General features: G+C 63.0%; 24 protein-coding genes. 17 read left to right on the forward strand and 7 right to left on the reverse strand.

Features of this window, described 5'->3' with window-relative positions:
- Positions 1–58 precede the first annotated feature (58 nt).
- The 6 genes from ACX3OZ_RS07905 (at position 59) to ACX3OZ_RS07930 (ending at position 7,121) form a co-directional block, all read left to right on the forward strand.
- On the forward strand, positions 59–925 hold the full coding sequence (locus ACX3OZ_RS07905) for a metallophosphoesterase family protein (protein WP_459104228.1): 867 nt from the start codon (positions 59–61) through the stop codon (positions 923–925).
- Positions 918–1,838 (forward strand): ABC transporter permease, encoded by a 921-nt coding sequence (locus ACX3OZ_RS07910; protein ID WP_459096954.1) that lies wholly within the window; start codon positions 918–920, stop codon positions 1,836–1,838. The genes ACX3OZ_RS07905 and ACX3OZ_RS07910 overlap by 8 nt, the downstream gene beginning before the upstream one ends.
- The gene (locus ACX3OZ_RS07915) at positions 1,835–2,743 is read left to right on the forward strand and encodes an ABC transporter permease (RefSeq protein WP_459104229.1); all 909 of its coding nucleotides are present in this window, start codon (positions 1,835–1,837) and stop codon (positions 2,741–2,743) included. The genes ACX3OZ_RS07910 and ACX3OZ_RS07915 overlap by 4 nt, the downstream gene beginning before the upstream one ends.
- A 102-nt stretch (positions 2,744–2,845) precedes the next feature.
- Positions 2,846–4,390: an ABC transporter substrate-binding protein gene (locus tag ACX3OZ_RS07920; RefSeq protein ID WP_459104230.1), complete on the forward strand. Its 1,545-nt coding sequence runs from the start codon at positions 2,846–2,848 to the stop codon at positions 4,388–4,390.
- Between the two features lie 58 nt (positions 4,391–4,448).
- Positions 4,449–6,215 carry an ABC transporter ATP-binding protein gene (locus tag ACX3OZ_RS07925; RefSeq protein ID WP_459104231.1) on the forward strand — a complete coding sequence of 589 codons (1,767 nt, stop codon included), beginning with the start codon at positions 4,449–4,451 and terminating at the stop codon, positions 6,213–6,215.
- Between the two features lie 9 nt (positions 6,216–6,224).
- Complete coding sequence (locus ACX3OZ_RS07930) at positions 6,225–7,121, forward strand: CehA/McbA family metallohydrolase (RefSeq protein ID WP_459104232.1); 897 nt, start codon at positions 6,225–6,227, stop codon at positions 7,119–7,121.
- Between the two features lie 60 nt (positions 7,122–7,181).
- Here the strand turns inward: ACX3OZ_RS07930 and ACX3OZ_RS07935 are convergent, their stop codons facing one another.
- Positions 7,182–9,377 carry a TonB-dependent receptor domain-containing protein gene (locus ACX3OZ_RS07935; protein WP_459104233.1) on the reverse strand — a complete coding sequence of 732 codons (2,196 nt, stop codon included), beginning with the start codon at positions 9,375–9,377 and terminating at the stop codon, positions 7,182–7,184.
- A gap of 193 nt (positions 9,378–9,570) precedes the next feature.
- Between ACX3OZ_RS07935 and hemP the strand changes: the two genes are divergently transcribed.
- The 9 genes from hemP to ACX3OZ_RS07980 are packed head-to-tail and all read left to right on the forward strand — an operon-like array spanning position 9,571 to position 16,188.
- Positions 9,571–9,738, forward strand: coding sequence for a hemin uptake protein HemP (hemP, locus tag ACX3OZ_RS07940; protein WP_459096948.1), 168 nt, complete (start codon positions 9,571–9,573; stop codon positions 9,736–9,738).
- Between the two features lie 9 nt (positions 9,739–9,747).
- A complete protein-coding gene (locus ACX3OZ_RS07945) occupies positions 9,748–10,803 on the forward strand; it encodes a hemin-degrading factor (RefSeq protein WP_459096947.1) in 1,056 nt (351 codons plus the stop codon).
- A gap of 7 nt (positions 10,804–10,810) precedes the next feature.
- On the forward strand, positions 10,811–11,689 hold the full coding sequence (locus ACX3OZ_RS07950) for a heme/hemin ABC transporter substrate-binding protein (RefSeq protein ID WP_459096946.1): 879 nt from the start codon (positions 10,811–10,813) through the stop codon (positions 11,687–11,689).
- Between the two features lie 11 nt (positions 11,690–11,700).
- The gene (locus ACX3OZ_RS07955) at positions 11,701–12,804 is read left to right on the forward strand and encodes a FecCD family ABC transporter permease (RefSeq protein ID WP_459096945.1); all 1,104 of its coding nucleotides are present in this window, start codon (positions 11,701–11,703) and stop codon (positions 12,802–12,804) included.
- 4 nt (positions 12,805–12,808) lie between these two features.
- A complete protein-coding gene (locus ACX3OZ_RS07960; RefSeq protein ID WP_459096944.1) occupies positions 12,809–13,633 on the forward strand; it encodes a heme ABC transporter ATP-binding protein in 825 nt (274 codons plus the stop codon).
- Positions 13,633–14,058: a hypothetical protein gene (locus ACX3OZ_RS07965; RefSeq protein WP_459096943.1), complete on the forward strand. Its 426-nt coding sequence runs from the start codon at positions 13,633–13,635 to the stop codon at positions 14,056–14,058. Before ACX3OZ_RS07960 ends, ACX3OZ_RS07965 begins: the two co-directional genes overlap by 1 nt.
- A gap of 2 nt (positions 14,059–14,060) precedes the next feature.
- Positions 14,061–14,747, forward strand: coding sequence for a protein TolQ (gene tolQ, locus ACX3OZ_RS07970; protein WP_459096942.1), 687 nt, complete (start codon positions 14,061–14,063; stop codon positions 14,745–14,747).
- Positions 14,747–15,196, forward strand: coding sequence for an ExbD/TolR family protein (locus ACX3OZ_RS07975; protein WP_459096941.1), 450 nt, complete (start codon positions 14,747–14,749; stop codon positions 15,194–15,196). The genes tolQ and ACX3OZ_RS07975 overlap by 1 nt, the downstream gene beginning before the upstream one ends.
- A complete protein-coding gene (locus tag ACX3OZ_RS07980) occupies positions 15,196–16,188 on the forward strand; it encodes an energy transducer TonB family protein (protein ID WP_459104234.1) in 993 nt (330 codons plus the stop codon). Before ACX3OZ_RS07975 ends, ACX3OZ_RS07980 begins: the two co-directional genes overlap by 1 nt.
- Before the next feature lie 112 nt (positions 16,189–16,300).
- Here ACX3OZ_RS07980 and ACX3OZ_RS07985 read toward each other — a convergent pair whose 3' ends face one another.
- From ACX3OZ_RS07985 to ACX3OZ_RS08005, 5 genes are all read right to left on the reverse strand, one after another.
- Positions 16,301–18,160, reverse strand: coding sequence for an extracellular solute-binding protein (locus ACX3OZ_RS07985; protein ID WP_459096939.1), 1,860 nt, complete (start codon positions 18,158–18,160; stop codon positions 16,301–16,303).
- A gap of 33 nt (positions 18,161–18,193) precedes the next feature.
- A complete protein-coding gene (locus ACX3OZ_RS07990) occupies positions 18,194–19,816 on the reverse strand; it encodes an ABC transporter ATP-binding protein (RefSeq protein ID WP_459104235.1) in 1,623 nt (540 codons plus the stop codon).
- Positions 19,813–20,913 (reverse strand): ABC transporter permease, encoded by a 1,101-nt coding sequence (locus ACX3OZ_RS07995; RefSeq protein WP_459096937.1) that lies wholly within the window; start codon positions 20,911–20,913, stop codon positions 19,813–19,815. Before ACX3OZ_RS07995 ends, ACX3OZ_RS07990 begins: the two co-directional genes overlap by 4 nt.
- Complete coding sequence (locus tag ACX3OZ_RS08000; protein WP_459096936.1) at positions 20,910–22,004, reverse strand: microcin C ABC transporter permease YejB; 1,095 nt, start codon at positions 22,002–22,004, stop codon at positions 20,910–20,912. The genes ACX3OZ_RS07995 and ACX3OZ_RS08000 overlap by 4 nt, the downstream gene beginning before the upstream one ends.
- A 128-nt stretch (positions 22,005–22,132) precedes the next feature.
- On the reverse strand, positions 22,133–23,521 hold the full coding sequence (locus ACX3OZ_RS08005; RefSeq protein ID WP_459104236.1) for an aminotransferase-like domain-containing protein: 1,389 nt from the start codon (positions 23,519–23,521) through the stop codon (positions 22,133–22,135).
- Positions 23,522–23,624: 103 nt separating this feature from the next.
- Here ACX3OZ_RS08005 and ACX3OZ_RS08010 point away from each other — a divergent pair, with 103 nt between their 5' ends.
- Both ACX3OZ_RS08010 and ACX3OZ_RS08015 read left to right on the forward strand, forming a co-directional pair.
- The gene (locus ACX3OZ_RS08010; RefSeq protein WP_459096934.1) at positions 23,625–24,488 is read left to right on the forward strand and encodes a DMT family transporter; all 864 of its coding nucleotides are present in this window, start codon (positions 23,625–23,627) and stop codon (positions 24,486–24,488) included.
- A gap of 10 nt (positions 24,489–24,498) precedes the next feature.
- Positions 24,499–25,128, forward strand: coding sequence for an FMN-binding negative transcriptional regulator (locus ACX3OZ_RS08015; RefSeq protein ID WP_459096933.1), 630 nt, complete (start codon positions 24,499–24,501; stop codon positions 25,126–25,128).
- 22 nt (positions 25,129–25,150) lie between these two features.
- Here ACX3OZ_RS08015 and ACX3OZ_RS08020 read toward each other — a convergent pair whose 3' ends face one another.
- Positions 25,151–25,588, reverse strand: coding sequence for a VOC family protein (locus ACX3OZ_RS08020; RefSeq protein WP_459096932.1), 438 nt, complete (start codon positions 25,586–25,588; stop codon positions 25,151–25,153).
- Between the last annotated feature and the right edge of the window lies 1 nt (position 25,589).

Raw genomic sequence — 25,589 nt, forward strand, 5'->3', positions numbered from 1 at the left:
AAGCCCGTTATCGCTGGCCTCACCAAACGGCAATTCTCCGCCGAGCAGCGAGGCAGACATGAAGATCGCAATCATCACCGACATCCATCACGGCCCGCTGTCGCATACCAAGAAAGAGGGCTGGGACGCCCTGGCGGTGGTCGGTGACTTCGTGACCTGGGCGGAAGGGCAGGGCGCTGATCTGGTGCTCGATCTGGGCGACCATATCTCCGACACCGGCCCCGAGGCCGATGCCGCCGCGATGACCGAAGTGGTGGCTCGGCTGGCCCGGTTCGCCGGACCGCGCGTCCATCTGCTGGGCAACCACGACGTTGCCAATCTGAGCATTGCCGACAACGAGGCCATCTTCGGTTGCTCAATGGCGAGCCGGGTCATTGATCTTGGCGATTTTCGCCTGATCGCCTGGCAACCCGATGTACGCCTCGTGCCGCCAGGCTTTCAGCCCACCGGTGCGGCTCACCTCGATTGGCTGGTGGCGGCGCTGGAGCAGGATGAGCGCCCGGCGATCATCGCCACCCATGTGCCGCTGTCCGGGCATTCGCAGATCGGCAATTACTATTTCGAACGCAATCCGGGCTACTCTACCTATCCCGACCACGACGCGGTGCGCGCCGCCGTGGAAGCGACTGGCCGGGCCGCGGCCTGGCTTTCCGGGCATGTCCATTGGAACACCATCACGCCGGTTCGCGGCATCCAGCACATCACCGTGCAGTCGCTGAGCGAGCGCTTTACCACCATGCCGGAGCCGGCCGCCGCCTGGTCGCTGCTCGAGATCGCCGATGGCCAGTTGAGCCTGACGGTGCATGGCCAGGACCCATTCTACGCCCGCGTGCCCTTCCGGGCTTCCGGTGCGCGGCCCTGGTTGGCGCCGCACGCTCCGTTCCGTCAGGCCGAGGCCGCCGCTGCGGTCAGCGAAGATGCTTGAGTTCCTTGCCCGTCGGGCTGTCGGCGGCTTCATCACCATCGCCGTGGTCATCGTGGCGGTATTCTGCGCCACTAGGCTCACCGGCAATGCCGTCGAGATGATGCTGCCACCCGGATCTGACCCGGCGATCCAGGCGGCGCTGGCCGCGCGTTATGGGCTGGACCAGTCGGCCTGGGTCCAGTTCTGGACCTACCTTCAGGGCCTGGTGACCGGCGACTTTGGGGTGAGCCTGGCTGAACGTCGACCGGTGATCGCCATTTATGCCGAGCGCCTGCCCAATACGCTGCGCCTGTTTGGCTATGGCCTGTTTCTGGCTGTGGTGATCGGGGTACCGATGGGCATCGTTGCTGCGTTGGACCGCAAGGGGCCAGTCGGGTCGTCGGTGATGACGCTGGCCTTCATGGGCTATGCCACGCCCAATTTCGTGCTGGCGATCCTGATGATCCTGGTCTTCTCGTTCCAGCTGCACTGGCTGCCCAGTTCTGGCGCGGCGACACCGCTGCATTTCCTGATGCCCGCCATTGTTCTCGCTTTGCCCATGCTGGCGGAAATCATCCGCTTCACCCGCAATGCCATGCTTGACGTGCTCGGGCAGGATTATCTGCGCACGGCCCGCGCCAAGGGCCTGCCGGAATACAAGGTTATCGGCAAGCACGCCCTGCGCAACGCAGCGGTGCCGGTGGTGACCGTTATCGGCTTGCAGGTTGCCAATATGGTGGCGCGCTGTGTGCTGGTGGAAGCCATCTTTTCAACCAAGGGCGTCGGCGACCTGATCGTCTATGCCACCATCGGGCGCGATTACCCTGTGCTGCAATTCGGCGTCATCCTGATCGCCGGCATGGTGGTGGTCGTCTCTCTCATCGTCGATCTGCTCTACGCAGCCATCGACCCACGCGTGAAAGTCGCATCATGACAGATATCGCTTCGCCGCTTCCCTCGTTCCGTCCTGTCACCACCCGCCGCCCCTCCAGCAACCGGCTGGCTGTGATCTGGCGGAAGACTTCGCTGCCCATCAAGCTGTGCCTCGTCGCTTTCGTCAGCATCGTGCTGGTCGCCATTCTGGCGCCGGTGCTGGCGCCGCACGATCCCAATGCCCAGGCCTTGCTCGCCCGGCTGAAGCCGCCGGTGGGTATGGAAGGGGCGGTGCCCAAGCATCTGCTCGGTACCGACCAGTTGGGCCGCGATCTGACCTCGCGCCTGCTCTACGGTCTGCAACTGACGCTGGGCATCGCGCTGATCGGCAGCCTGATCAGCCTGGTGCTGGGCACGACGCTCGGCATCATCGCCGGCTATGGCCGGGGTCGTGTCGGCGCCTTCATCATGGGCATGGTCGACGTCCAGATCGCCGTACCGTTCACGCTGATCGCCCTGTTCACCATCGCCCTGCTGGGCAACTCGCTCCCGGTCCTGGTCTGCGTCATCGGGCTGGCGGGTTGGGAAAGCTATGCCCGTATCGTCCGCGCTCAGGTGCTGACCATCTCGCGCATGCCCTTCATCGAGGCCGCCATTGCTGCCGGCGCTTCGCGGCCCCGCATCCTGCTGCGGCACGTACTGCCCAATATCGCTTCGCCCTTGGTGGTCATCTGGACCATGACCTTCTCGGGCTTGATCCTCACCGAATCCGCGCTGTCCTTTCTCGGCCTCGGCGTGCAGCCGCCGACCGCTACACTGGGCTCGATGGTCGGGCTTGGCCGCGACTATCTGGCCTCGAGCCCCTGGATTGCCCTGCTGCCGTCGCTGATGATCATGCTGGTTTCCCTGCTGGTGCTGCTGATCGGCGACTGGCTGCGCGACACGCTCGACGTGCGCCTCAAATAAACCGGCGGCCGCGCGCCGCCGCTCCCCGAATTTCCCGCTTCTCAGAGTCTGCATGGCCGCAGAGCGGGAGAGCCTTGTCTTCAAAACCCAGGATTGTTGGAAATGAAAACCCGCCTGATCGCCTCTCTCGCCGCCCTGCTGCTCGGCAGCACCGGTCTTGCCGCCGCCGAACTGACCGTTGGCACCCAGAACATGTCCTCCTTTGTGGACCCGGGCCGCGACCACTCCAATGTTGGCTCGCAGAACTACGTCAATGCCTTCGATCCGCTGATCCAGAAGGACTACAGCCAGGCCGGCGCCGTGTTTTCGCCTGGTCTCGCCACCGACTGGGAGCAGACCTCGCCCACCACGCTCGAAGTCACCTTGCGTGAAGGCGTCAAATTCCACGATGGTTCGGAAATGACCGCTGAGGACGTGGTGTTCTCGTTCCACCGCATCATCGATGCCCTCACGCCCGAATATCAGTCGATCAAGACCCAGTTCTTCGGCAATTTCGCCAAGGTGGAAGCGCTCGACGCCTACAAGGTGCGCTTCACCACCCATAAGCCCGAGCCGCTGTTTGAAATCCTGCTCAACACCCAGCAGGGCTATATCGTGCCCAAGGCCTATATCATGGGGCTCACCGGCGACCCGGCGGTCGCTGAAATCGCTGACTTTGAGGCTTTTGCCCTGGCCCCGATGGGCACCGGTCCCTACCGCATCGCCAGCTTCCAGCCCGGTGAAAACCTCGTTTACGAACGCTTCGACGACTATTACGGCGAACAGGCTCCGCTTGAGGGGTTCGAGATGCGCCGCATTTCCGAACTGGCCACGCGCCTGACCGCTTTGGCCAATAGCGAAGTCGACATCATCACCAATATTCCGCCCGATCAGGCCGGGGTGATCGAATCCAATCCCAATCTGCGGGTCGAAGGCGCGGTGACGCCACTGTTCCATGTGGTCATCTTCAACGCGATGAACCCCAAGCTCGAAGACAAGCGCATTCGACAGGCGCTGAGCTATGCCATCGACCGCGATCTGCTCAACGAAGCCCTGTGGCTCGGCAAGGCCGTGGTTCCCTCCAGCCACAGCTATTCCCAGTTTGGCGAGCTCCATATGCCTGAGCTCGACACCTTCGAATACGACCCCGAAAAGGCCAAGGCCTTGCTGGCCGAAGCCGGTTATGACGGCAGCCCGATCCGCTTCGACACTGACGCGGTGTATTACACCAACGGTCTGCTGGCCGCGCAGGCCATCAAGGAGATGTGGGCTGCAGTGGGCGTCGAGATGACGCTCAACGTCACCAATGCCTGGGGTGAACTGTCGGAAGTTGAAACCCGCAACTGGTCCAACCCGATGTATTTTGCCGATCCGGCCGGCTCCTACGGCACCATGTGGGCGCCCGGCGGCGCGCGCATCGGCAATACCTGGCAGCCGAACGAAGCCTATCAGGGCCTGTGGGACCGCTTCCGCTACTCGACCGATATCGAGGAACGCAAGGCCGCCTATGTCGAGATCATGGCCTATGTGAAGGACGAAGCCCCGGTTCTGCCGCTCTACGAACCCTATGAGGCCTATGGCGTCCGCCAGGGTGTCAACTGGGCGCCGCTGCCCGGCCACATCCCCTATGTGCTCGATTTCCGCGCTGGTTCTCTGTCGATCGACTGATGCCAATCCTGGCCGGCGGGATTGTCCTGCCGGCCATTCTCCCATCGGAGTTTCTGCCGTGACCCAGCCACTGCTCAGTCTCAAGGACCTGACCGTAACCTTTGATACGGAGAAGGGGCCGTTCACCGCCGTCGACGCGCTGAGTTTCGACGTGGCGCCCGGGCAATGCCTGGCTATCGTCGGCGAGTCCGGCTCGGGCAAGTCGGTCACTGCAATGTCGATCCTGGGTCTCACCGGCTATAATGGCGGCAAGCTCGCCAAAGGCAGCGTGCAGTTCACGCGGCGCGATGGGTCGACGATCGATTTGGTCCAGGCGAGCACCGCGCAGTTACGCGAAATCCGTGGCAACGAGATCGCCATGATCTTTCAGGAGCCGATGACCAGCCTCAATCCGGTCTTCACCATTGGTGATCAGATCGCGGAGGCCGTTCGTGCCCATCGGTCGGTATCTCGGGCGCAAGCCGATCAGGCAGCGCTGGAACTGATCGAGAAAGTCCGCATTCCCGACGCGGCACGACGGTTCCGCCAGTTTCCGCATGAGCTGTCCGGCGGTATGCGCCAGCGCGTGGTGATTGCTATGGCGCTGGCCTGCTCGCCGCGCCTACTCATCGCCGACGAGCCGACCACGGCCCTCGACGTGACCATCCAGGCGCAGATCCTGCATCTGATGCGGGTGCTGGCGCGCGAGGAGGGCATGGCGATGCTGTTCATCACCCACGATATGGGCGTGGTGGCCGAGATCGCCGACCGCGTTGTCGTCATGCGCCATGGCCGCAAGGTTGAGGAAGCGGCGGTGCAGACGCTGTTTACCGCGCCCCAGCAGGCCTATACGCGCCAGTTGCTGGCCGCCGTGCCCCAGCTTGGCGCCATGGCCGGCACAGTGGGTCCGCATGGCGACGCGCCGGCGCCCACCCGGCCCCTGCTTGAGGTGAGCAATCTGGTGACGCAATTCCCGGTGCGCCGGGGGATATTCAACAGGCACGTAGCCAATGTTCACGCCGTCAATGATGTGAGCTTTTCGCTGGCTGCGGGAGAGACGCTGGCGCTGGTCGGCGAGTCAGGTTGCGGCAAATCCACCACCGGACGCAGCCTGCTGCGGCTGGTGCAGCCCAATTCCGGTTCGGTGGTGCTGGATGGCGAGAATGTCCTGACCCTGCCGGCCGAACAGCTGCGCGAAAAGCGCCGCGACATGCAGATCATTTTCCAGGACCCTTATGCCGCGCTCGACCCGCGCCTGACCGCGTTCGAACAGGTCGCCGATCCGTTGCTGATCCACAATGTCGATTCCGGCAGCGGCATTCAGGATCGTGTCGTCGGCCTGCTGCGCCGCGTCGGGCTCTCCGAAGAGCATCTGGAGCGCTACCCGCACGAATTCTCCGGCGGTCAGCGGCAACGTCTCTGCATCGCGCGGGCACTGACCCTGTCGCCAAAACTCATCGTCGCCGACGAGCCCGTCTCGGCGCTGGATGTGTCGATCCAGGCCCAGGTCGTCGACCTTCTGCTTGAGCTACAGGCCGAGTTGGGCATGTCGTATCTCTTCATCTCGCACGACATGGCGGTGGTCGAGCGCATGAGCCACCGCGTCGCCGTTATGTATATGGGCCAGATTGTCGAGATCGGCCCGCGTGCCGCCGTCTTCCAGAATCCGCAACACAGCTACACCCGCGCCTTGCTGTCAGCGGTGCCCAATCCCGATCCGCGCCGGCACAATCTGGGCGTGCCGCCCAACGTGCCGCTGCCGTCTCCTATTCACCCAATCGACTATGCGGCCCCCGCGCTGCGTTACGACGATCTTGGTGATGGCCATCTCGTTCTCGCTGCTTAGGAATTACCAATGCTCGACACTTTCGCTGCCCCCGGTCGCTTCTTTCGCGGCAATCTGCACACCCATTCCAACCGTTCGGACGGCGCCTTGCCGCCAGAAGAAGTCTGCCGCCGCTATCAGGCCAAGGGCTATGACTTCCTCTGCGTGTCCGATCACTTCCTGCCGCAGTTCAGCTATCCGCTGACCGACACCGCGCCCTATCGCACAGATGGCTTCACCACCATCATCGGCGCCGAGCTGCACGCGCCCTCGACCCATCTGGGCGATATCTGGCACATATTGGCGGTCGGTCTGCCCGCCAGCTTTGCCGCTCCAGCCGAAACCGAGACTGGTCCTGAACTGGCCCGCCGGGCGCGCGACGCCGGGGCCTTTGTCGGCATGGCGCACCCGCAATGGTATGGCCTCAACACCGAGGATGGTCTGTCGCTGGATGCGGCTCATGCGGTCGAAATCTACAACCACACCTGCGAGCGCTTGTCGGCCCGCCCCGATGGGGTGGTTATGCTCGACCAATTGCTGCAGGAGGGCCGCCGATTGACCGGCTTTGCTGCGGACGACGCGCACTTCAAATCCGATGATAGCTTTGGTGGCTGGGTGATGGTGAAGGCCGAGGCCAACGATCCCGACCTGTTGCTCGCCGCGCTCAAGGCCGGCCAGTACTATGCCAGCCAGGGCCCCGAGATCGTCTCCGTCACCCGTGATGGCGACACGCTGCTGGTGCGCACGTCAGCGGCCCAGAGCATTTTGGTCGCCGGACACGGCGCCAAGGCCCAAGCCCATCATGGCGAAGCTCTGGTCGAGGCCAAATTCGATCTGGCGCCCTTCGCCGGCTCCTGGCTGCGGCTGGTTGTGACCGACGTTCAAGGCAAACGCGCCTGGGGCCAGCCCATGTTCATCGCCGCATAGGCCAGACCTGGCGCCAAGTAAAAGGCCAGCAGCCGAGGGCTGCTGGCCTTTTTGTGTGTCCTAGTAGTCGAACTGCTTGGCCAGGGTCAGCTTGAAAGTGCGGCCCTTGGAGCGGTCGGCGGACAGGCTTTCGCGGTAATCGGCATTGAAGATGTTCTCCACCGCGAACTGCGCTTCAAGACCCTTGAACTGACCGCCATCGGGCTTCCACGAGGCGAACAGGTCGACCGTCTGGTAGGCGTCGGAAGGGCCATCGGCGCCTGCTGCCGGCGTCATGGCGTAGGCACCGGCTGCCGCCAGGGTCGCACGGGCACCATATTCGAGATTCCACTCGGTGTTGCGAGCGCCCAAAGTGGCAACGAGCTTGTTTTGCGGCACGGTGGTGAGGGGCTTGCCGCTCACCAGATCGTCACCGACGGTGAAGGTGTAAGCGAGGCTGGCGAAGATATTGTCGGAGTTGTAGGCGCCTTCGATTTCCACGCCATAGATGCGGGCGGCCGCGATGTTGGCATAATACGCCGGAGCGGGATTGCCAAAGACGGGCGCGGTTCCCGTGGAGGCGATGAGATCGGTGAGATCGCTGTAGAAGCCGGTGGTTTTGACACTCACGGTGTCGCCATCCTGCAGCAGGTCATAGCCGCTCAGGGCAAAGCCGCCTTCGATGGTGTTGGCCTGTTCCTTGCGCAGATCAAGGCTGGCAATTTTGCCCGAGCTGCCAAGACTGGTCCCGGCCGGCAAGACCGCATCACCGACCGAATAGAGTTCGTCGATCGTGGGCAGCCGTTCGGTATGCGCCAGCGAACCGAAGATCGCGAAAGTGTCGTTGATCTCGTAATGGGCGGCGAGCTTGGGTGAAAAGGCCGAGCCATTGATCTCCGGAATGCCGGCCGTCGTGGCCTTGACCCAATGGAAATCGCCGCGGAGGCCGGCGACCAGGGTCAGTTGCTCGTTCAAGATCAATTCATCCTGGGCGAACAGGCCGAGCTTGCCTTCATTGCCTTCCGGGTGAGCCGGCAGGGGCAGGGCGGTGGCGGCGCGCGTCACCGAACGGTCCATCGAGCTGGTCTGCAGACCGAAAGTGAAATAGTTCTCGAAGTTCTCGCCGATCCATTCGACCGTATTGTCGGCCTTGAGCTGGATCGTCCGGTAGCCATAGACGGTGTCGGCAAGCACGTTGGTGCCGGTCTGGGGCGTGGGCACGCCAGCGGAACTGCGATGGTTATACTGGTTGTTCTGCGTGTCGGACCAGGAGAGGTTGACGTTCAGATCGACCCAGGGATTGTCGCTATCCGGATTTTCATAGGACAGCACCGCCGTCTGGTCCGTCACCTTGCGATCGATAATGCCGAACATGCCACCTAGCGTGCTGGGCGGGGTGCCGGGGCGACCCGCGAGCAGGCCACCCTGGCCGCCAGTGCCGGTCTGGGCATAGGCCTGATCGAAGGCTTCGCTGTACCAGCGCTGATAGGATGCGCGCAGGACCTGTTCGTTGTTGTCGCCAAAACGGGCAGTACCCTTGACGAGGCCACTCCACGTATCGAGAGCGGACCCGGTGAGCGGGGTACCCTGAGCCAGGTCGATATCCTGTGAACGGCGCCAGGTTCCGGTCGCCAGCATATCGAGGTTTTCGTTGGCGCGATGCGCCAGAACCACCGACGTCGCGGTGCCCAGGCCATTGCTGGACAGCGTTTCCTTGAGGCGCACGGCGCCGGTGGCCCCATCGGCGATGAAGTCCGAGGCATCCTTGGTGGTGAAGTTGATCACGCCGCCAATGGCACCGGCGCCATACAGCGTCGATGAGGCCGGCCCGCGTAGCACTTCAACCTGCTTGTAGAGTTCGGGATCGGAAAAGAACGAGCCCATGCGGTATTGTTCGTTGAACTTGGGCGCTCCGTCGACGGTGACGATTACGCGCGCGCCATCCGACGAGTTTTCCGTCGTGCCGATGCCGCGGATGTTGAAGGCCTCGCCAAGCTGGCGGTCGCTACCGACAATGGTAACGCCCGGCACATTGTCGAAGATTTCGCCTGTGGTCGTGGCCTGAAGCCTGTCGATATCCTCCTGGCTGACCACCGTGACGGCCTGCGGCGTATCGATTGCCACTTTGGGCTTGCCGCCCAGACCAATAACCAAGCGCTCCAGCAGCGTCACATTGGTGGTGTTGACACTCGATTGCGCCGACGCACCCTGCACTGCAACCGCCGCCAACGCGACGCCGCACATCAGCGCGACTGCACGCGATTTTACCAGCCCCATTTCAAACTCCAGTTTCTCGTCTTTTGGGATGCTGGCTGGCGGTTGGCTGGCTGGCTGTGATCGAGTCAAAAACATGACTCTTAAAATCACCTATTGCGTCGAATAAATAAGCTGTCTATGAAAGTCAAGTTTTCTTGGACGGAAGCGTACACCGCTGTGACCTCTCCTATGAGACTGATAAATAAGGAATATTATGCCTGCCGCCGTTGAGCCTCCGCCCGACTACCGCCCGGTTTCTGGTCGCAGAATTGTCGAGAGTGCCGCGCTTTTCGACGGCCAGAACGAAGTTCTCATTTTGCATAACGGCGAGCAGTACCGCCTGCGCATCACGCGCCAAGACAAACTTATCCTGACGAAATAGGGGCTCAAATTGAACAAAACCACACCCAAGACCGCTGCTGAGATACGGCACCTGCGCGCACTGCATCCGCAAATGCGCGAGCGCGATTTTGCCCGTATCCACGCCATCTCGGAAGCCGATCTGGTTGCCGCTGAAGTGGGCCGCACGGCCATCCGGCTAAAGCCCGATCTGACGCTGCTGCTCAACGGGCTGACGGCGGTCGGTGAGGTCATGGCGCTGACCCGCAACGAGAGCGCGGTGCACGAAAAGATCGGTCCCTATGAGAAGGCCGTCATCGGTCCCATGGCTTCCATGGTGCTGGGTGAGCAGATCGATCTGCGCATTTTCCCGTCGAAATGGGCCTTCGGCTTTGCGGTGGAAAAGTCCGGCGAGGACGGCGCTATCCGACGCTCGTTGCAGTTTTTCGACGCACAGGGCCAGGCCGTGCACAAGGTGCATGCGCGTCCGGCGACCAATCTGGAAGCCTGGTCGGTGCTGGTGACAAATCTGCGTCACGCCGAGCAGGTCGACACAATCATTACCACACCACTGCCGCCGGTCCCGGCGCTTGGCGAAACCGCTGACGTTGCCACTCTGCGCGACAAGTGGCAGGCGATGACCGATACGCACCAGTTTTTCGGTCTGCTCAAGAAGCTCAATCTGCACCGTCTCTCTGCCCTCGAAATGGTGGGAGAGGACCTTGCCTGGCAGCTCGATGCCAATGCCGTGGAGCAGATGTTCTCCGCCGTTGCGGGCACGGACCTGCCGGTTATGGCCTTTGTCGGTAATCATGGCTGCATCCAGATCCATGCTGGCCCGGTCACCAATATCAAGCCGATGGGGCCATGGATCAACGTCATGGACGACACCTTCCATCTCCATCTCCGGCTCGACCACATCGCCTCGGTTTGGGCAGTGCGCAAGCCGACCAGTGACGGTCACGTCACCTCGATCGAAGTCTATGACGGCAATCGCGAGCTGATTATCCAGTTCTTTGGCAAGCGGCAGGAAGGGACCGACGAGCGGGCCGATTGGCGCACTGCCGTAGAACAGCTGCCGCTCCACAACCAGTCCAATGCAGCCTGAGGCCACCATGCACGTTCTTCCCATCCGCCGCCTGGCGCGCGCGACTTTTCTGACGCTTACCTTCGGTCTGTCCGGCGTCGCGGCGCAGGATTTGCACGAATTCACCGACACCTCGCGACTGGTTTCCATCGGTGGCTCGCTCACCGAAATCATCTACGCGCTGAACGAAGAGGGCAAACTCGTCGCCCGCGACCAGACAGCGCTCTATCCCGAGGCGGCGCTGGCACTGCCAGATGTGGGCTATATGCGCCAATTGGCGCCCGAGGGCGTGCTGTCGGTCAGCCCGTCGGCGCTGCTGGTCATCGAAGGCAGCGGGCCGCCCGAGGCGCTCGGCGTGCTGAGCCAGGCGGGGGTGGAATACCAGACCGTGCCCGAGAGCTATTCGGCCGAGGGCGTTCTGCTCAAGATCCGCGCCGTGGGGCAGGCGCTTGGGGCTGAGGACAAGGCCGAAGCACTCGCCGGCGCTACCGAACAGCAGTTCGTCGATCTTGCGGCCCGCACCGCTGCGGTCGCCGCGCCCAAGCGCATCCTGTTTATTCTGTCGGCTGAAGGCGGAAAGATTCAGGCTTCGGGTACGGGGACTGCCGCCGACGGCATCATCGCGCTGGCTGGGGCGGTCAACGCCATCGACGAATTTGCCGGCTACAAGGCGCTGACCGAGGAAGCGATCATCGATGCGGCTCCCGACGTCATCCTGATGATGGATCGCGGCGGCGACCACAGCGCCAGCGATGCCGATCTCAAGGCCAATCCCGCCATCGCGCTGACCCCCGCGGGCCAGAATGATGCCTTTTACCGTCTGGAGGGCGCCTATCTGCTTGGCTTTGGTCCGCGCACGGCGGCTGCGGCCGACGAGGTCGCCGACCTGCTCTACGGCGCAAACTAGGAAGCGGACGCATGGCGAGTGCAGCTACAATGTCCGGCGAAAATCCTGCCTCGGCTGAACGGGCCGAGGGGGATCGCAGCAATCTTGGGCGTCTCGCCATCGTCGTCCTGACCGTGCTGTTGCTGGTGATGGTGGTCGTGTCGATGACCACCGGAGCCTCAGGCGCCTCGGCATGGGCCATCATTGGCAGTTGGTTCGGCATCGTGCCGGAGCATGCCGAGCAGGCGCTGCGGGACCATGCCGTCATCTACAATATCCGCCTGCCGCGCATGCTGCTGGGCTCGCTGGTCGGGGCTGGCCTGGCTGTTTCCGGCCTGTTGATGCAAGGCCTGTTTCGCAACCCCTTGGCCGATCCGGGCCTCGTGGGTGTGTCAGCCGGGGCTGGGCTTGGCGCGGTCAGCATCATCGTGTTGGGCACGACCATGCTGGCCCCGCTCACGGCGTTGCTGGGCATTTACAGCCTCCAGATCGCCTCGTTTGCGGGCGGGCTGGTCACGACATTTGTGCTCTACAGCGTCGCCACGCGCAGCGGGCAGACCGCAATCGCCACCATGCTGCTGGCCGGTATCGCCATTGCGGCGCTGGCGGGCGCCGCCACTGGCGTCATGGTCTATGTTGCGACCGATAGCCAGTTGCGCGACCTGACCTTCTGGAGCCTGGGCTCCCTATCGGGTTCCAATTGGACCAAGGTGGCCGCATCCGGTCCCATCATTGTCGGTTCGCTGATTGCGGCTGGCTTTCTAGCCAAGGGGCTCAATGCCCTGACGTTGGGTGAGGCCACAGCCGCCCATCTTGGCGTACCGGTGCAACGGTTCAAGCTGATGACCATCGTCGCCGTGGCCGGTGCCACCGGCGCTTCGGTCGCCGTCAGCGGCGGCATCGGTTTTGTCGGCATCGTCGTGCCCCATCTGCTGCGGCTGATCATCGGGCCCAATCACCGCTATCTGCTGCCAGCGACGGCGCTGCTGGGCGCGTCCTTTCTGCTGATGGCCGATGCCATCAGCCGGCTCATCGTTGCCCCGGCGGAACTGCCCATCGGCATTGTAACCGCGGCTTTCGGCGGTCCGTTTTTCCTCTGGATCCTGCTGCGCAAGCGCGCGGCCTTTGCTTGGTGAAACCATGATCAATGTGCAATCGCTCGCGGTCAGTCTGGGCAATCGGCTGATACTGCGCGATGTTTCCTTCTCGGCCAGACCCGGCGCTATCACGGCAGTGATCGGTCCGAATGGCTCGGGCAAATCGACACTGATGAAGGCAATCTGCCGGGATATTTCCTATACCGGCGCGGTGAGCATCAACGGTCAGGACCTCGCCGAGATGAACACCATGCAGGCAGCGACATTGCGTGCTGTGCTGCCGCAATCGAGCAATTTGCCGTTTCCTTTCACCGTGCACGAAGTGGTGGCTATGGGGATGACGGCAGGGCGTTCCGGCGTGCCGCTGGGCATGGCGAAACGCATTCCGGAAATGGCCCTGGCTGCCGTTGATCTGGCAGGATTTGGTGGCCGTTACTACGGCGAGATTTCGGGCGGCGAACAGCAACGGGTGCAGTTGGCGCGGGTCTTGTGCCAGGTCTGGATGCCCGTGCTGGATGGCGTGCCGCGCTACCTGTTCCTCGATGAGCCTGTCTCCAGCCTCGACGTAAAACACCAGTTGATGATCATGGATGTGGCCCGCCGCTACGCCGATTCCGGCGGTGGCGTCATTGCCATCCTGCATGATCTTAACCTCGCGGCGATGTATGCCGACACCATTCTGGCATTGCGCGACGGTCAGGTGGCCGGCTTCGGTACGCCGCAGCACGTGCTGACCGACGACCTCATCGCCGAGGTTTTCGATTGCCAACTCCGCGTTGACGCCCTTCCACCTGCCAGCATCCCCTTCGTGCTGCCGCAATCCGTTGACCGCCTTGGCGCGTCAAATCCCATCACCAAGGTTGCCTGATGACCACACGCCCCTTCGCCACCCTGTTGGGCCTCGCCCTTCTTTGTTCATCCGCTGCTGCACAGGACGTTGCGGCGCCCAAATTCGCTCTCGAACTCAACGCGCTCCAGCCCGCCGAGGCCGGATGTCGCGTCAGCTTCCTCGCCACCAATCAACTGGGTGGGCAGCTGGACCGGGCCGCAGTTGAGCTGGCCCTCTTCGATGTCGCCGGGAGCATTGACCGCATCGTGACGCTCGACTTCAAGGACCTCAGCAACGGCAAGACAAAAGTGCTGCAGTTCCAGCTGGCGGGCCTGCAATGCGACGGGCTTGGCCGCATCCTCGTCAATGACATCAGCGCCTGCGAGGGAGAGATCGCGCCCGCTTCGATTTGCCTTGATGCGCTCGAGACCAGCACGCGCCTCGATATTGCGTTCGGTATCTGACCATGGACACTCCAACGCACGACTTTTCCATGTTCGCCCTGTTCATGCAGGCCGACTGGGTGGTGAAATCGATCATGATTGCCCTGCTCGTGGCCTCGATCTGGTGTTGGGCGATCATTGCCAATCGCGTCTCGACTTATGCCAGGGCCCGCCGCGACATGGTGGCATTTGACCGGGCTTTTGCCTCCGGCAAGTCCTTGGCGGACCTGCGCGGCGACTATGCCGGGAAGGATGCCAGCGGGCTCTCCGCTGTTTTTCTTGCGGCCATGGATGAGTGGGACAGAAGCCATGCCGAGCAGGCGACAGCCGCTGGCGGGTTGCAGATGCGGCTGGAAATCGCGCTAGACCTGGCGGTCAACGAACAGAGCAGTGCGCTGGAAAAGCGCCTGGGCTTTCTGGCGACCATTGGCAGTGCCGGCCCCTTCGTCGGCCTGTTCGGCACGGTCTGGGGCATCATGAACGCCTTCACCGCCATTGCCTCGGCGGAAAATACCAGTCTTGCCGTGGTGGCGCCCGGCATTGCCGAGGCGCTGCTGGCCACGGCTTTGGGTCTGCTGGCCGCGATTCCGGCCGTCATCGCCTATAACAAGCTCAACGCCGAAGCGGGCAAGCTGATCGGCCGGCTGGAAGCCTTCGCCGACCGGCTGGTCGCAATGTTGTCGCGCCAGCTCGACGCCGGGAAAGCCTGATGGGCATGTCCGCTGGCGGAGCGAAGCGCGCGCGGGGTCGCGGCCGGGGCAGGGACCGCAATGGCGCGATCAGCGATATCAACGTGACGCCTATGGTCGACGTCATGCTGGTGCTGTTGATCGTCTTCATGGTCGCGGCGCCGCTGATGACCATGGGTGTGCCGGTAAACCTGCCGCAAACCCAGGCCCAGGCCATGCCGTTGGAGCGTAAGCCGATCACCGTGACGGTAACCCCTGACGGCGCCATCTCCATCGACAATGAGCCGGTGACGCTGGCGGCGCTGGTGCCCGCAGTAGCTTCGCTGGCCGTGCAGGGAACTGACGAACGCCTCTATGTGCGCGGCGATGCGACTGCGGCTTATGGGGCCATCATGGAAGTGATGGGGGCGTTGTCGGCCGCTGGCTATGGCCAGATCGGGCTGATTACCGAGCGGAAGCAGGCCGAATAATGCAACGCGCGTTATCCGGCTCGGTGCTGGTTCATGTGGCTGTCATCGGCGCCGCCTTTGTCGGCTTTTCCTGGCCGGAACCGGACGACGCCCCAGCAGCAGAATCCGTCAGTGTCAGCATCGTGACCATGTCCTCGGTTTCGGCCAATGCAACCTCTCTGGTCCAGAGCGATTCAACGCTGGATCTCGTTTCTGCCGGGGCAGCGGCGACAACGCCGCCCCCTATCGAATCGATCAAACCCGATGCGATCGAGCCCATCACCGAAGCCATCGCCCCGCTGCCCCCCGAGACGCAGCAGCCGATAAATGAGCCCGCCATTGAAGCAATGAAGCCGGACAGTGTCGAGCCAGTTGAAGCTCCCTTGCCGGATGTGGCAGAGCCGCCACCTGAGCCGCAGATGCCATTGGAGGCCATAACGGACGTTGCCGTGCTTACATCCACCGCCCTCAACAGCCTCGCCAGCCAGCCAATAACGGCCTCGCCGTCCGAGACCATCGAAGCGGTCAGCAGCGAAGACCTCAAGCAAGCGCCCATTCCCCAGACGCTAAGCTTTGTGCGCCCCAGCAAACCGACCAATCCCCAGTCGCAACAACAAGTGCCGCGTCAAGCGGCAACGCCTCCCCCCAATACGGCAGGCAATGGTGGCGCCAGCAATGCAGACGCGGCTGCTTCCGCCGGGAGCACCGCCCAGCAGGCAGATCAGGGCAATGGTGGCGACGCCGAAATTGCCCGCTATCCCAGCGACGTCCTGCGCAAGCTGCGCCGCGCGTTGCGCAGTAATAATAGCCAGCGCGGCGAAGTCGTCGTGCGCTTCACCGTTCTCGCCAATGGACAGGTGGCGGAAGTGAGCATCGCCCGTTCATCAGGCAACAGCGCCCTGGACCAGGCAGGCCTCGCCACCGTCGGCCGGGCAGCGCCCTTCCCAGCCATTCCAGCTGCGGCCAATCGATCGTCATGGACGTTCGATGTCCCACTGGCATTTGGTGGCTAGCGTCCTCGCCGCCACCCGCCGCTGAAGAAATCGAAGTGTGTCGCTGCCAGAACTTTCTGCTGTCGGCCTATTGCCTTCCGCCTGCCTGCGGCGGCTTGATCGGGGTGGGACCCTATTGCCCCGCGCCGCTGGTCTGGGCCGCCTTGTCCGCGTCCCACCACCAGATGGTGGGAAAGCCGTTGGAAAATTGGGGCAGCGTTTCCGGGTGGCTGAAGCGGTTCCAATGGGCGATGCGGGAATAGGTCAGCGCATAGCCGGGCACCACGTAATGGTGATGCAGCAGCACCCGGTCGAGCGCCGTCGTGATGGCGAGCTGGGTTTCCCGATCATCGGCCACGATCAGCTTGTCGATTAGCGCATCGATGCCCTTGTCGGCGATGCCGGCATAATTGCGCGAGCCCTCCTCACCGACGCTGCCTGAGCCAAAGAAGAAGCGCTGCTCGTTGCCGGGGGAGAAGGACTGGGTCCAGCTGCCATAGATCATGTCATAGTCGAAACTGCGCAGCCTGTTGATATATTGCGGCGTGTCGACCATGCGGATGCTGAGTTCGACGCCGATCTGGCGCAGATTGGTGGCCAAATTCTGCGCGATGGGCTCCAGCGTGGTCTGGTGCATCAGCAGTTCTATGCTGAGCTGGGTGCCATTGACATCGACCAGCCGATTGCCGTCGAGGCGATAGCCCGCCTCGGTCAGCAGGTTCAGCGCGCTGCGCAGATTGGCGCGCAGCTTGCCCGGATCGCCATTGACCGGGTTGGTGTAAACCTCGGTGAACACCGTCGCTGGCACCAGATCGCGCACACTTTCCAGCACGGCTAACTCCTCGCCTGCCGGCAAGCCGGAGGCGGCGAAGGGCAGGCCATAGAAGTAGCTGTTGATGCGCTGATACTGGTTGTAGAAGACGGTGTTGTTGAGTTCCTCGAAATCGAAGACGAGGTTCAACGCCTGACGCAGCTTTTCGTCCTGGAATTTTTCCCGGCGCAGATTGGGAATGAAGCCGGTCATCTGCCCGCTGCCATTGTAATCCTGCGGGAATTCTTCGCGGATCACCCGGCCATCAGCCACGGCGGGAAAGTCGAAACCCGTGGCCCAACGACGGGCGGTATATTCGCTCCACCAGTCGAACTGGTCGCCCTTGAAGGCCTCGAACCACACTGATTCATCGAGGAAATATTCGTATTTGAACGTTTCGAAATTATTGGTGCCCACCTGGGTCGGGTGCGTGGCGCCCCAATAATCGGCAACCCGTTCATAGGTCACGGTGCGGCCGGCATCGAAACTGGCCAGGCGATAGGGGCCAGAGCCCAGCGGTGCTTCGAGCGTCGATTTGCCGATATCGCGCTGTTTGCCATCGGCCGTCTCGCCCTCCCACCAATGCTGGGGCAGGACGAGCAATTGTCCCAGGATATGCGGCAATTCGCGATTGCCGGTCTGGTCGAAGGTGAAGGTCACCTCGCCCGGCGCCGTCACCACCGCGCTGGTGATGTTGGTGTAATATTGCGCATAGACCGGGCTGATTTCGACGACCTTGTCGAAGGACCAGACCACGTCCTCGGCGGTTACGGGCTCGCCGTCATGCCAGTGGGCGTCGGGGTCCATGTGAAAGGTCACCGCGCCATAGTCATCGGCCACCTTCATCGCCTCGGCGAGCAGGCCATAGCTGGTGTTGACCTCGTCCAACGACGGGGTCATCAGCGTTTCATAGACGAGCCCGAGCCCGCTCACCGCTTCGCCCTTGGGCAGGATCGGGTTGAAGGTATCAAAGCCGCCACGATCGCCCAGCCTCACGGTGCCGCTCTTGGGCGCGTCGGGGTTCACATAGTCAAAATGGGTAAAGCCTTCGGGATATTTCGGGCTCTCGGTCAGCGAATCCGCATGCACCCAGACCCCGGTCGGCGTCTGCGCCAGGCTGGGCGCCACCATGGCGAGGAAGCCGGCGGCGATGAGGGAAGCCAAAATGGTTGAACGCGTCATGGTGCGGCTCCGCATGGGGTCTGTGGGCATAGGTTATGCGCTTGTCGGGGGCAGGGGCAATGCCGTGTCGTCGGTGGCGAGATCGAAGGCTGCGGCGAGCAATTGGCGCGTATAGGCTTCGCGCGGTGCAGCGAAGATGTCGGCGGCGGGGCCAGCCTCAACCACCTTGCCGTTCCGCATGACGATCAGCCGATGCGCCAGGGCCCGCACCACTTTGAGATCATGGCTGATGAACAGATAGGTCAGGCCGCGCCGCTGCTGCACGTTGCGCAGCAGGTCGATGATCTGGGCCTGGATGGAAACGTCGAGCGCCGAGGTCGGCTCGTCCAGCACCAGGAATTGCGGCTCTAGCACCAAGGCGCGGGCAATGGCGATGCGCTGGCGCTGTCCGCCGGAAAATTCATGCGGATAGCGCGCTGACATGGCGGCGTCGAGCCCGACTTCGCGCAGCACCGCCGTCACCTTTTCGGCCCGCTGCGCCGCCGTGAGGCGCGGCATATGCACCTTCAGCCCTTCGCCGACAATGTCACCCACCGACATGCGGGGGCTCAGTGAGCCGAAGGGGTCCTGGAAGACGATTTGCATGTGTTGCCGCAACGGGCGCAGCGCCTGCCAGGAGCGGCCGTCCACCTGCTGGCCCAGCACCACAATCCGGCCCGTGGACGGGATCAGCCGCAGCAGGGCATAGCCGAGCGACGACTTGCCCGAGCCGCTCTCGCCGACCACCCCCAGAGTCTCGCCTTGGGTGATGCTGAGATCAACGCCGTCGACGGCGTGGATATGCCCCACCACCCGGCGCAACAAGCCGCGCTTGATCGGAAACCAGACTTTTAGGTCGCTGGCTTCGACAATGCTGGGGGCCGCAGCGTCATGCTCCGGCGGAGAGCCTTGTGGCGCGGCGGCAAGCAGATGCCTGGTGTATTCATGCTGCGGATTGGCGAAAATTTCGCCCACCGGCCCGCTTTCGACGATTTCGCCCTCGGTCATGACGCAAACCCGGTCGGCGATGCGCCGCACGATGGACAGGTCATGGGTAATGAACAGCAAGGCCATGCCATTTTGCTGCTGCAGCGCCTTCAGCAGAGCCAGAATCTGCGCCTGCACGGTGACGTCCAGCGCCGTGGTCGGCTCGTCGGCGATCAGCAATTTCGGGTCATTGGCCAGCGCCATGGCAATCATGACGCGCTGGCGCTGTCCGCCCGACAGCTGGTGCGGAAAGTCGTGGAACCGGCTGGCCGGGTCGGGAATGCCTACGGACTGCAACAGCGCGATGGCGCGCGTCTGGGCGGCGGTCTTGCGCAGGCCCTGGTGCAGGCTCAGCACTTCGGCGACCTGCCGGCCAATGGTGTGAACCGGATTGAGCGAACTCATCGGCTCCTGGAAAATCATCCCGACCTGATTGCCGCGCACCCCGCGCAGCGCTGCCTCGCCGGCCGCCACCAGCTCCTGCCCGGCGAAGCGAACCTCCCCCGAAAGCTGGGCCGAAGGCGGCAGCAGGCGCAGGGTGGACAGGGCCGTGACCGACTTGCCCGAGCCGCTTTCGCCCACCAGCGCCAGCGTCTCGCCCGGCGCGATATCGAAGCTGATGCCGCGCACCGCCGCATGAGTGCCGAAGCGGACCGACAGGTCACGGACTGAAAGCAAAGGCGCGCTCATGCAAAAGTCTTTCGCGGGTCGAAGGCGTCGCGCACCGCTTCGCCAATAAACACCAGCAGGGTCAGCATCAGCGCAATGGTGAAAAAGCCGGTGAGGCCGAGCCAGGGCGCCTGCAGATTATTCTTGCCCTGCGCCAGCAATTCGCCGAGCGAGGGCGAGCCCGGCGGCAGGCCAAAGCCGAGAAAATCGAGCGAGGTCAGGGTGGCGACCGAGCCCGACAGAATGAAGGGCATGAAGGTCAGCGTCGCCACCATCGCGTTGGGCAGCAGATGCCGCCACATGATGACGGGATTGGACACCCCCAGCGCCCGTGCCGCCGCGACATATTCGAAATTGCGGGCGCGCAGAAACTCGGCGCGCACGATGCCCACGAGACTCACCCAGGAAAACAGCATCAGAATGCCCAGCAAGACCCAGAAGCTGGGAGCGATGACGCTGGAAATGATCAACAGCAGATAGAGCGCCGGTATCGAGGTCCAGATTTCGATGAGCCGTTGGGCGATCAGGTCGATCCAGCCGCCAAAATAGCCCTGCACCGCGCCCGCCAGCACGCCGATGAACGAGGAAAATATGGTCAGCGTCAGCCCGAACAGTACGGAGATGCGAAAGCCGTGGATGAGGCGGGCCAGCACGTCGCGGCCCCGATCATCGGTGCCCAGCCAGTGATAATTGCCGGCGTTGCAGTCCGGGTCGGCCACGCCCAGAGCATAGCGCTGGCAAAGCTGCTCGCGGCTCAGCAGCATGCTGGGCGGATTGGCGCCGGAATAGGCGATATTGCCGTCCACCGTGCCATGGCTGAAGCGGATGGGCGGCCACAGCGCCCAGCCATGGGCGGCGATTTCCTCGGCGATGAACGGATCGCGGAAATTGGTGGTGGCGAAAAAGCCGCCGAATTTCGCCTCGGGGTAATCCACCAGCGCCGGCACCAGCAGTTCACCTTGGTAGGCGACCAGGATCGGCCGGTCATTGGCGATGAATTCGGCGCCCAATGTGACGACGAACAGCACCAGGAATATCCACAAGCTCCACCAGCCGCGCCGGTTGGCGCGGAAATTGGCGAGGCGGCGCCGATTGAGCGGCGACAGCACCGCACTCATATGCTGCGGCTTTCAAAATCGAGGCGCGGATCAACCCACATATAGGCGAGGTCGGAAATCAGCCCGATCACCAGCCCGAGCAGCGAAAAGATATAGAGCGTCGCCAGCACCACCGCATAGTCGCGATTGACCACCGACTGAAAGCCGAGCAGCCCCAGCCCATCGAGCGAAAAGATGGTTTCGATGAGCAGCGAACCGCCGAAGAACGCGCCGATAAAGGCGCCGGGAAAGCCGGCAATGATCAGCATCATCGCGTTGCGGAACACATGGCGATACAGCACCTGAGGCTCGCTCAGCCCCTTGGCGCGGGCGGTCACCACATATTGCTTGCCGATTTCATCGAGGAAGGAATTCTTGGTCAGCAGCGTCGCCGTGGCAAAGGCTCCCAACCCCATGGAGATAATGGGCAGCACCAGATGCCAGAAATAGTCGAGGATCTGCCGCCACCAGGGGAAGCTCTCAAAGCCCGGCGAGGTCAGGCCGCGCAGCGGAAAAACCGACCAGAATGAGCCTCCGGCAAACAACACCACCAGCGCCACGGCCACGAGGAACCCCGGCACCGCATAGCCGATGATGACGATGGTGGAGGTCCAGACATCGAAGCGCGACCCATCGCGCCTGGCCTTGGCGATGCCGAGCGGAATGGAAATGCCATAGGCCAGCAGCGTCATCCACAGCCCGAGCGAGATCGAGACCGGCATTTTCTCCTTGATCAGGTCGATCACCGAAATGTCGCGGTAATAGCTGTCGCCAAAATCGAAGCGCAGATAATTGCCCAACATGCCAAAGAAGCGCTCGAGCGGCGGCTTGTCGAAGCCGAATTGCTGTTCGATGCGCGCCACCAGTTCGGGCGGCAGGCCCTGACTGCCCCTATAGGTGGACGTCTTGGTCTGGGGTTGCTGGGCCGCCAGATCGCCGCCCGCGCTGCCGGTGACCCGTTCCATGATCCCGCCGCTCTGGCCGGACATATTGGCCAGCGCCTGTTCGACCGGGCCGCCCGGCGCAAACTGCGTGATGAGAAACGAAATCGCCATGATGCCGAACACTGTCGGAATCATCAGCAAGAAACGGCGAAAAATATAGGCGCCCATTCCTGCTCCGGTAACCCTGGCCTAGCTTAGCCCATCATGCGCGCTCACCCTGCCATCAGGCAATGAGACTGTCGCGGCCAATGCAGCACTTCCGCGACGGCTTGGCAAGGCGACGGGCGTCGCTATGCTCATCCATTGCTCTGGGCCCCCAGTGCTAAACGCAGCACGGCGAACACGCGCTCGTCGTCGCTTTGAGACACGTTGAAGCGTAGATAACTGGTCGCGGTCTGGGCGAGGCTGAAGGCGTTGCCCGGCGCGAGGACGATTTTTTCTGCCAGCGCTGCCCGGGCGATGGCCGCAGCATCGAGGTCATCGGGCAGGCGGCACCACAAGAACATGCCGGCTTGCGGTTCGAGCCAAGGGATGATGCCGATATTCCTCAGCTTGCCCCCGATGTCGAACCGCGCCTGCGCCAGACGGCTGCGCAATCCGTCCATGTGCTTGCGATAGCCCCCATCGCTGAGCACGCTCAGCACCAGCTCGGCATTGAGCCGCCCGCCGCCGAATGTGGTGGCGATCTTGAGGTCGATCAGGCCCTCGATCCAGTCGGGCTTGGCCGCAATGAACCCGCATCGTGCCGCTGCCGATAGCGTCTTGGAAAAACTGCCGATGTGAATGACGCGATCCAGCCCATCGAAAGCGGCCAGACGTGGAGCCGGGCTGTGCTCGAAATCGGCGAATATGTCGTCCTCGATGATGGTCAGCCCGTGCTGGTCGGCCAGTTTCAGCACGCGATGCGCGACGACCGGCGACAGCGTTGCGGCGGTCGGATTGTGGATGCCTGCATTGGTGATGTAGAGCCGCGGCTTGTGTTCGGCCAAAGCCGCCGCGAACAAGGCAAGATCCGGGCCGTTGGGAGCATAGGGCACACTGACGATGTGGGCGCGGTGGGCGCGCAGCAGCGCCTGGAAGTTGAAGTAGCACGGATCATCAATCAACACCGTGTCGCCCGGCTCGAGCAGAAACCGGCACAGCATATCGATGGCCTGGGTGCCGCTTTCCGTCAGCATGATTTGATCGGGTGACGCTTCCACTCCGCGTTCGGCCATGCGCAGGGCGATCAGTTGGCGCAGCGGTGGCAACCCAAGCGGCGTGTCATACTCGGTAAGCACCTGGCTGTTGCCGCGCGCGAGCGTGCGCAGGGCGCGGCGCAGACCATCCTCCGGCAGCCAACTGGGCGGCAACCAGCCGCAACCAGGCTTGAGCGCGCCGGCATCGGCTTCCAGCGACTGGCGGGACACCCAGAACGGATCGAGTGCACGGTCGAGTTTCGGTCCAACGGCCGACAAAGCGAGCGGCGCGGTATGCTGGGCGGCGTAAAAGCCGGAGCCGGGGCGGGACAGGATCACGCCTTCGGCCACCAGGCGATTATAGGCATCCACCACTGTCGAGACCGATACCTGCATGGTTTTGGCCAAAGCGCGCACCGATGGTAGCTTGGCGCCGGCGGTCAGGCTGCGCCCGGCGATCCGCTGCTTGATCGTGCGCATCACCTGTCCAACGCGCGTCGTTTCCATCCGTGCTGTCCTCAAGGCCATAACAGTTCGGCAGAACTGTATCGCACTGTAACTGGCGCGGGCAATGGCTTGCCGGCATAGAGCGGCACTACAGGAGTGTCGCATGGAACGGTCGACGAGCGGTTGGATCAATGGATTGGTCGGGGTCATCATTTTCAGCGGCTCGTTGCCGGCGACGAAAGTGGCTGTGGCGGCGTTCGACCCGATGTTTCTCACGGGGATGCGCGCCGTCATTGCCGGCCTTGTTGGCCTGCTGCTGCTGCTGATCTTCCGGCAGCGCCGTCCTGGGCGACAGGATTTCATCTCCCTCATCATCGTGGCGCTTGGCGTGGTGGTTGGCTTTCCCCTGCTAACGGCCCTGGCCTTGCAACACATCACCTCCGCGCATTCGATCGTCTTCATCGGCATCTTGCCGCTGACCACCGCCATTTTCGGCGTCATCCGCGGCGGTGAGCGCCCCAAGCGGCCGTTCTGGATCTTCTCTCTACTCGGCAGCGCCCTGGTCGCCGGCTTCGCGCTGTCGCAGGGCATCGGCGCTTCGCCCGTTGGCGATGGCCTGATGCTGGCAGCCATTATCGTCTGCGGCCTGGGTTATGCCGAAGGCGGCAAGCTCTCCCGTTCGCTGGGCGGGTGGCAGGTGATCTGCTGGGCGCTGGTGCTGTCGCTGCCGGTCATGGGCGTGCTGAGCTTGATCTATTGGCCACCGAGCTTTGCTGGCATCGTAGCGCCCGCGTGGTTCGGCCTAGGCTATGTCTCGCTGTTCAGCATGCTCATTGGTTTCGTGTTCTGGTATCGTGGCCTGGCCCAAGGCGGCATTGCCGCTGTCGGGCAAATGCAACTGCTGCAGCCGTTCTTCGGCCTGGCCTTGGCCGCAACCCTGCTGCATGAGCCGGTCACCCCGGCCATGCTGCTGGTGACGGTCGCGGTGATCGGTTGCGTTGCGGGCGCACGCAGGTTTGGAAACTAGGAGAAACGCGATGTACACGCCGCCGGCCTTTCGCGAGGACAACCCAGCCGAAATCCACCGCATCATCCGCGCGGCGCGGCTTTCGACGCTCGTTACCGCAACATCGCAGGGGCTGGTCGCCACGCCGTTGCCGCTGATCCTTGATGAGACTGAGGGCGAACATGGCGTTCTTTATGGGCACCTGGCGCGGGCCAATCCGCAATGGCAACTGCCGGTTACGGGCGAGGCCATGGTGATCTTTTCTGGCCCCGACGCCTATGTCACACCGAGCTGGTATCCGTCCAAACGCGAGCACGGCAAGGTCGTGCCCACCTGGAACTACGTCACCGTCCACGCCTATGGGCCAGTGGAGTTCTTCGAAGACCCCGAGCGGCTGCTCGACATGGTGACGCGGTTGACCAATCTCTACGAACAACCGCGACAGCAGCCCTGGGCCGTCTCCGATGCACCGGCCCCGTTCATAAAGGCGCAACTCAAGGGCATTGTCGGACTGCGCCTGCCGATCTCGCGCCTCGAGGGCAAGGTGAAGATGAGCCAAAACCGGAGCGAGGCCGACCGGGAAGGCGTCGTGACCGGTCTATCGTCAAGTGAGCAAGCGGAAGACCGCAGGGTGGCCAAACTGATCTCGCCGCCTTCATAGCTCAGCGACTGGCGTATGGAACTCAGCCCAGTTCTTCGGCGAGCCCGATGAGAAGCCCTTCAGGCCCACGGATGTAGCAGAGCCGATAGACGTCTTCATATTGGACCACTTCTCCCACGAGCTGCGCGCCGCGATTGCGGAGCCGCTCCAGCGTATCGTCGATGTCGTCCACGGTGAACATGACGCGGAGGTAGCCCAGCGCGTTGACCGGGGCGTTGCGGTGATCCGCGACGACAGGCGGCGCGAGGAAGCGGGATAGCTCGAGCCGGCTGTGGCCGTCCGGCGTGCGCATCATGGCAATCTCGACATGCTGATCGCCCAGTCCGGTGACCCGTCCGGCCCATTCTCCTTCGATCGTGGCCCGCCCTTCGAGCTCCAGGCCGAGCTCCCGAAAGAAATCAACCGCCGCGCCGAGGTCATCGACGACGATTCCGACATTGTCCATCCGTTTGAGCGCCATG

Source organism: Devosia sp. A369, assembly GCF_054489345.1.

Excerpts from the sequence above, each read along its gene's own strand:
- ACX3OZ_RS07905 (WP_459104228.1), top strand. The coding sequence starts at position 59 with ATGAAGATCGCAATCATCACCGACATCCATCACGGCCCGCTGTCGCAT.
- ACX3OZ_RS07910 (WP_459096954.1), top strand. The coding sequence starts at position 918 with ATGCTTGAGTTCCTTGCCCGTCGGGCTGTCGGCGGCTTCATCACCATC.
- ACX3OZ_RS07915 (WP_459104229.1), top strand. The coding sequence starts at position 1,835 with ATGACAGATATCGCTTCGCCGCTTCCCTCGTTCCGTCCTGTCACCACC.
- ACX3OZ_RS07920 (WP_459104230.1), top strand. The coding sequence starts at position 2,846 with ATGAAAACCCGCCTGATCGCCTCTCTCGCCGCCCTGCTGCTCGGCAGC.
- ACX3OZ_RS07930 (WP_459104232.1), top strand. The coding sequence starts at position 6,225 with ATGCTCGACACTTTCGCTGCCCCCGGTCGCTTCTTTCGCGGCAATCTG.
- ACX3OZ_RS07935 (WP_459104233.1), bottom strand. The coding sequence starts at position 9,377 with ATGGGGCTGGTAAAATCGCGTGCAGTCGCGCTGATGTGCGGCGTCGCG.
- hemP (WP_459096948.1), top strand. The coding sequence starts at position 9,571 with ATGCCTGCCGCCGTTGAGCCTCCGCCCGACTACCGCCCGGTTTCTGGT.
- ACX3OZ_RS07950 (WP_459096946.1), top strand. The coding sequence starts at position 10,811 with ATGCACGTTCTTCCCATCCGCCGCCTGGCGCGCGCGACTTTTCTGACG.
- ACX3OZ_RS07955 (WP_459096945.1), top strand. The coding sequence starts at position 11,701 with ATGGCGAGTGCAGCTACAATGTCCGGCGAAAATCCTGCCTCGGCTGAA.
- ACX3OZ_RS07960 (WP_459096944.1), top strand. The coding sequence starts at position 12,809 with ATGATCAATGTGCAATCGCTCGCGGTCAGTCTGGGCAATCGGCTGATA.
- ACX3OZ_RS07965 (WP_459096943.1), top strand. The coding sequence starts at position 13,633 with ATGACCACACGCCCCTTCGCCACCCTGTTGGGCCTCGCCCTTCTTTGT.
- tolQ (WP_459096942.1), top strand. The coding sequence starts at position 14,061 with ATGGACACTCCAACGCACGACTTTTCCATGTTCGCCCTGTTCATGCAG.
- ACX3OZ_RS07975 (WP_459096941.1), top strand. The coding sequence starts at position 14,747 with ATGGGCATGTCCGCTGGCGGAGCGAAGCGCGCGCGGGGTCGCGGCCGG.
- ACX3OZ_RS07980 (WP_459104234.1), top strand. The coding sequence starts at position 15,196 with ATGCAACGCGCGTTATCCGGCTCGGTGCTGGTTCATGTGGCTGTCATC.
- ACX3OZ_RS07985 (WP_459096939.1), bottom strand. The coding sequence starts at position 18,160 with ATGACGCGTTCAACCATTTTGGCTTCCCTCATCGCCGCCGGCTTCCTC.
- ACX3OZ_RS07990 (WP_459104235.1), bottom strand. The coding sequence starts at position 19,816 with ATGAGCGCGCCTTTGCTTTCAGTCCGTGACCTGTCGGTCCGCTTCGGC.
- ACX3OZ_RS07995 (WP_459096937.1), bottom strand. The coding sequence starts at position 20,913 with ATGAGTGCGGTGCTGTCGCCGCTCAATCGGCGCCGCCTCGCCAATTTC.
- ACX3OZ_RS08000 (WP_459096936.1), bottom strand. The coding sequence starts at position 22,004 with ATGGGCGCCTATATTTTTCGCCGTTTCTTGCTGATGATTCCGACAGTG.
- ACX3OZ_RS08005 (WP_459104236.1), bottom strand. The coding sequence starts at position 23,521 with ATGGAAACGACGCGCGTTGGACAGGTGATGCGCACGATCAAGCAGCGG.
- ACX3OZ_RS08010 (WP_459096934.1), top strand. The coding sequence starts at position 23,625 with ATGGAACGGTCGACGAGCGGTTGGATCAATGGATTGGTCGGGGTCATC.
- ACX3OZ_RS08015 (WP_459096933.1), top strand. The coding sequence starts at position 24,499 with ATGTACACGCCGCCGGCCTTTCGCGAGGACAACCCAGCCGAAATCCAC.
- ACX3OZ_RS08020 (WP_459096932.1), bottom strand. The coding sequence starts at position 25,588 with ATGGCGCTCAAACGGATGGACAATGTCGGAATCGTCGTCGATGACCTC.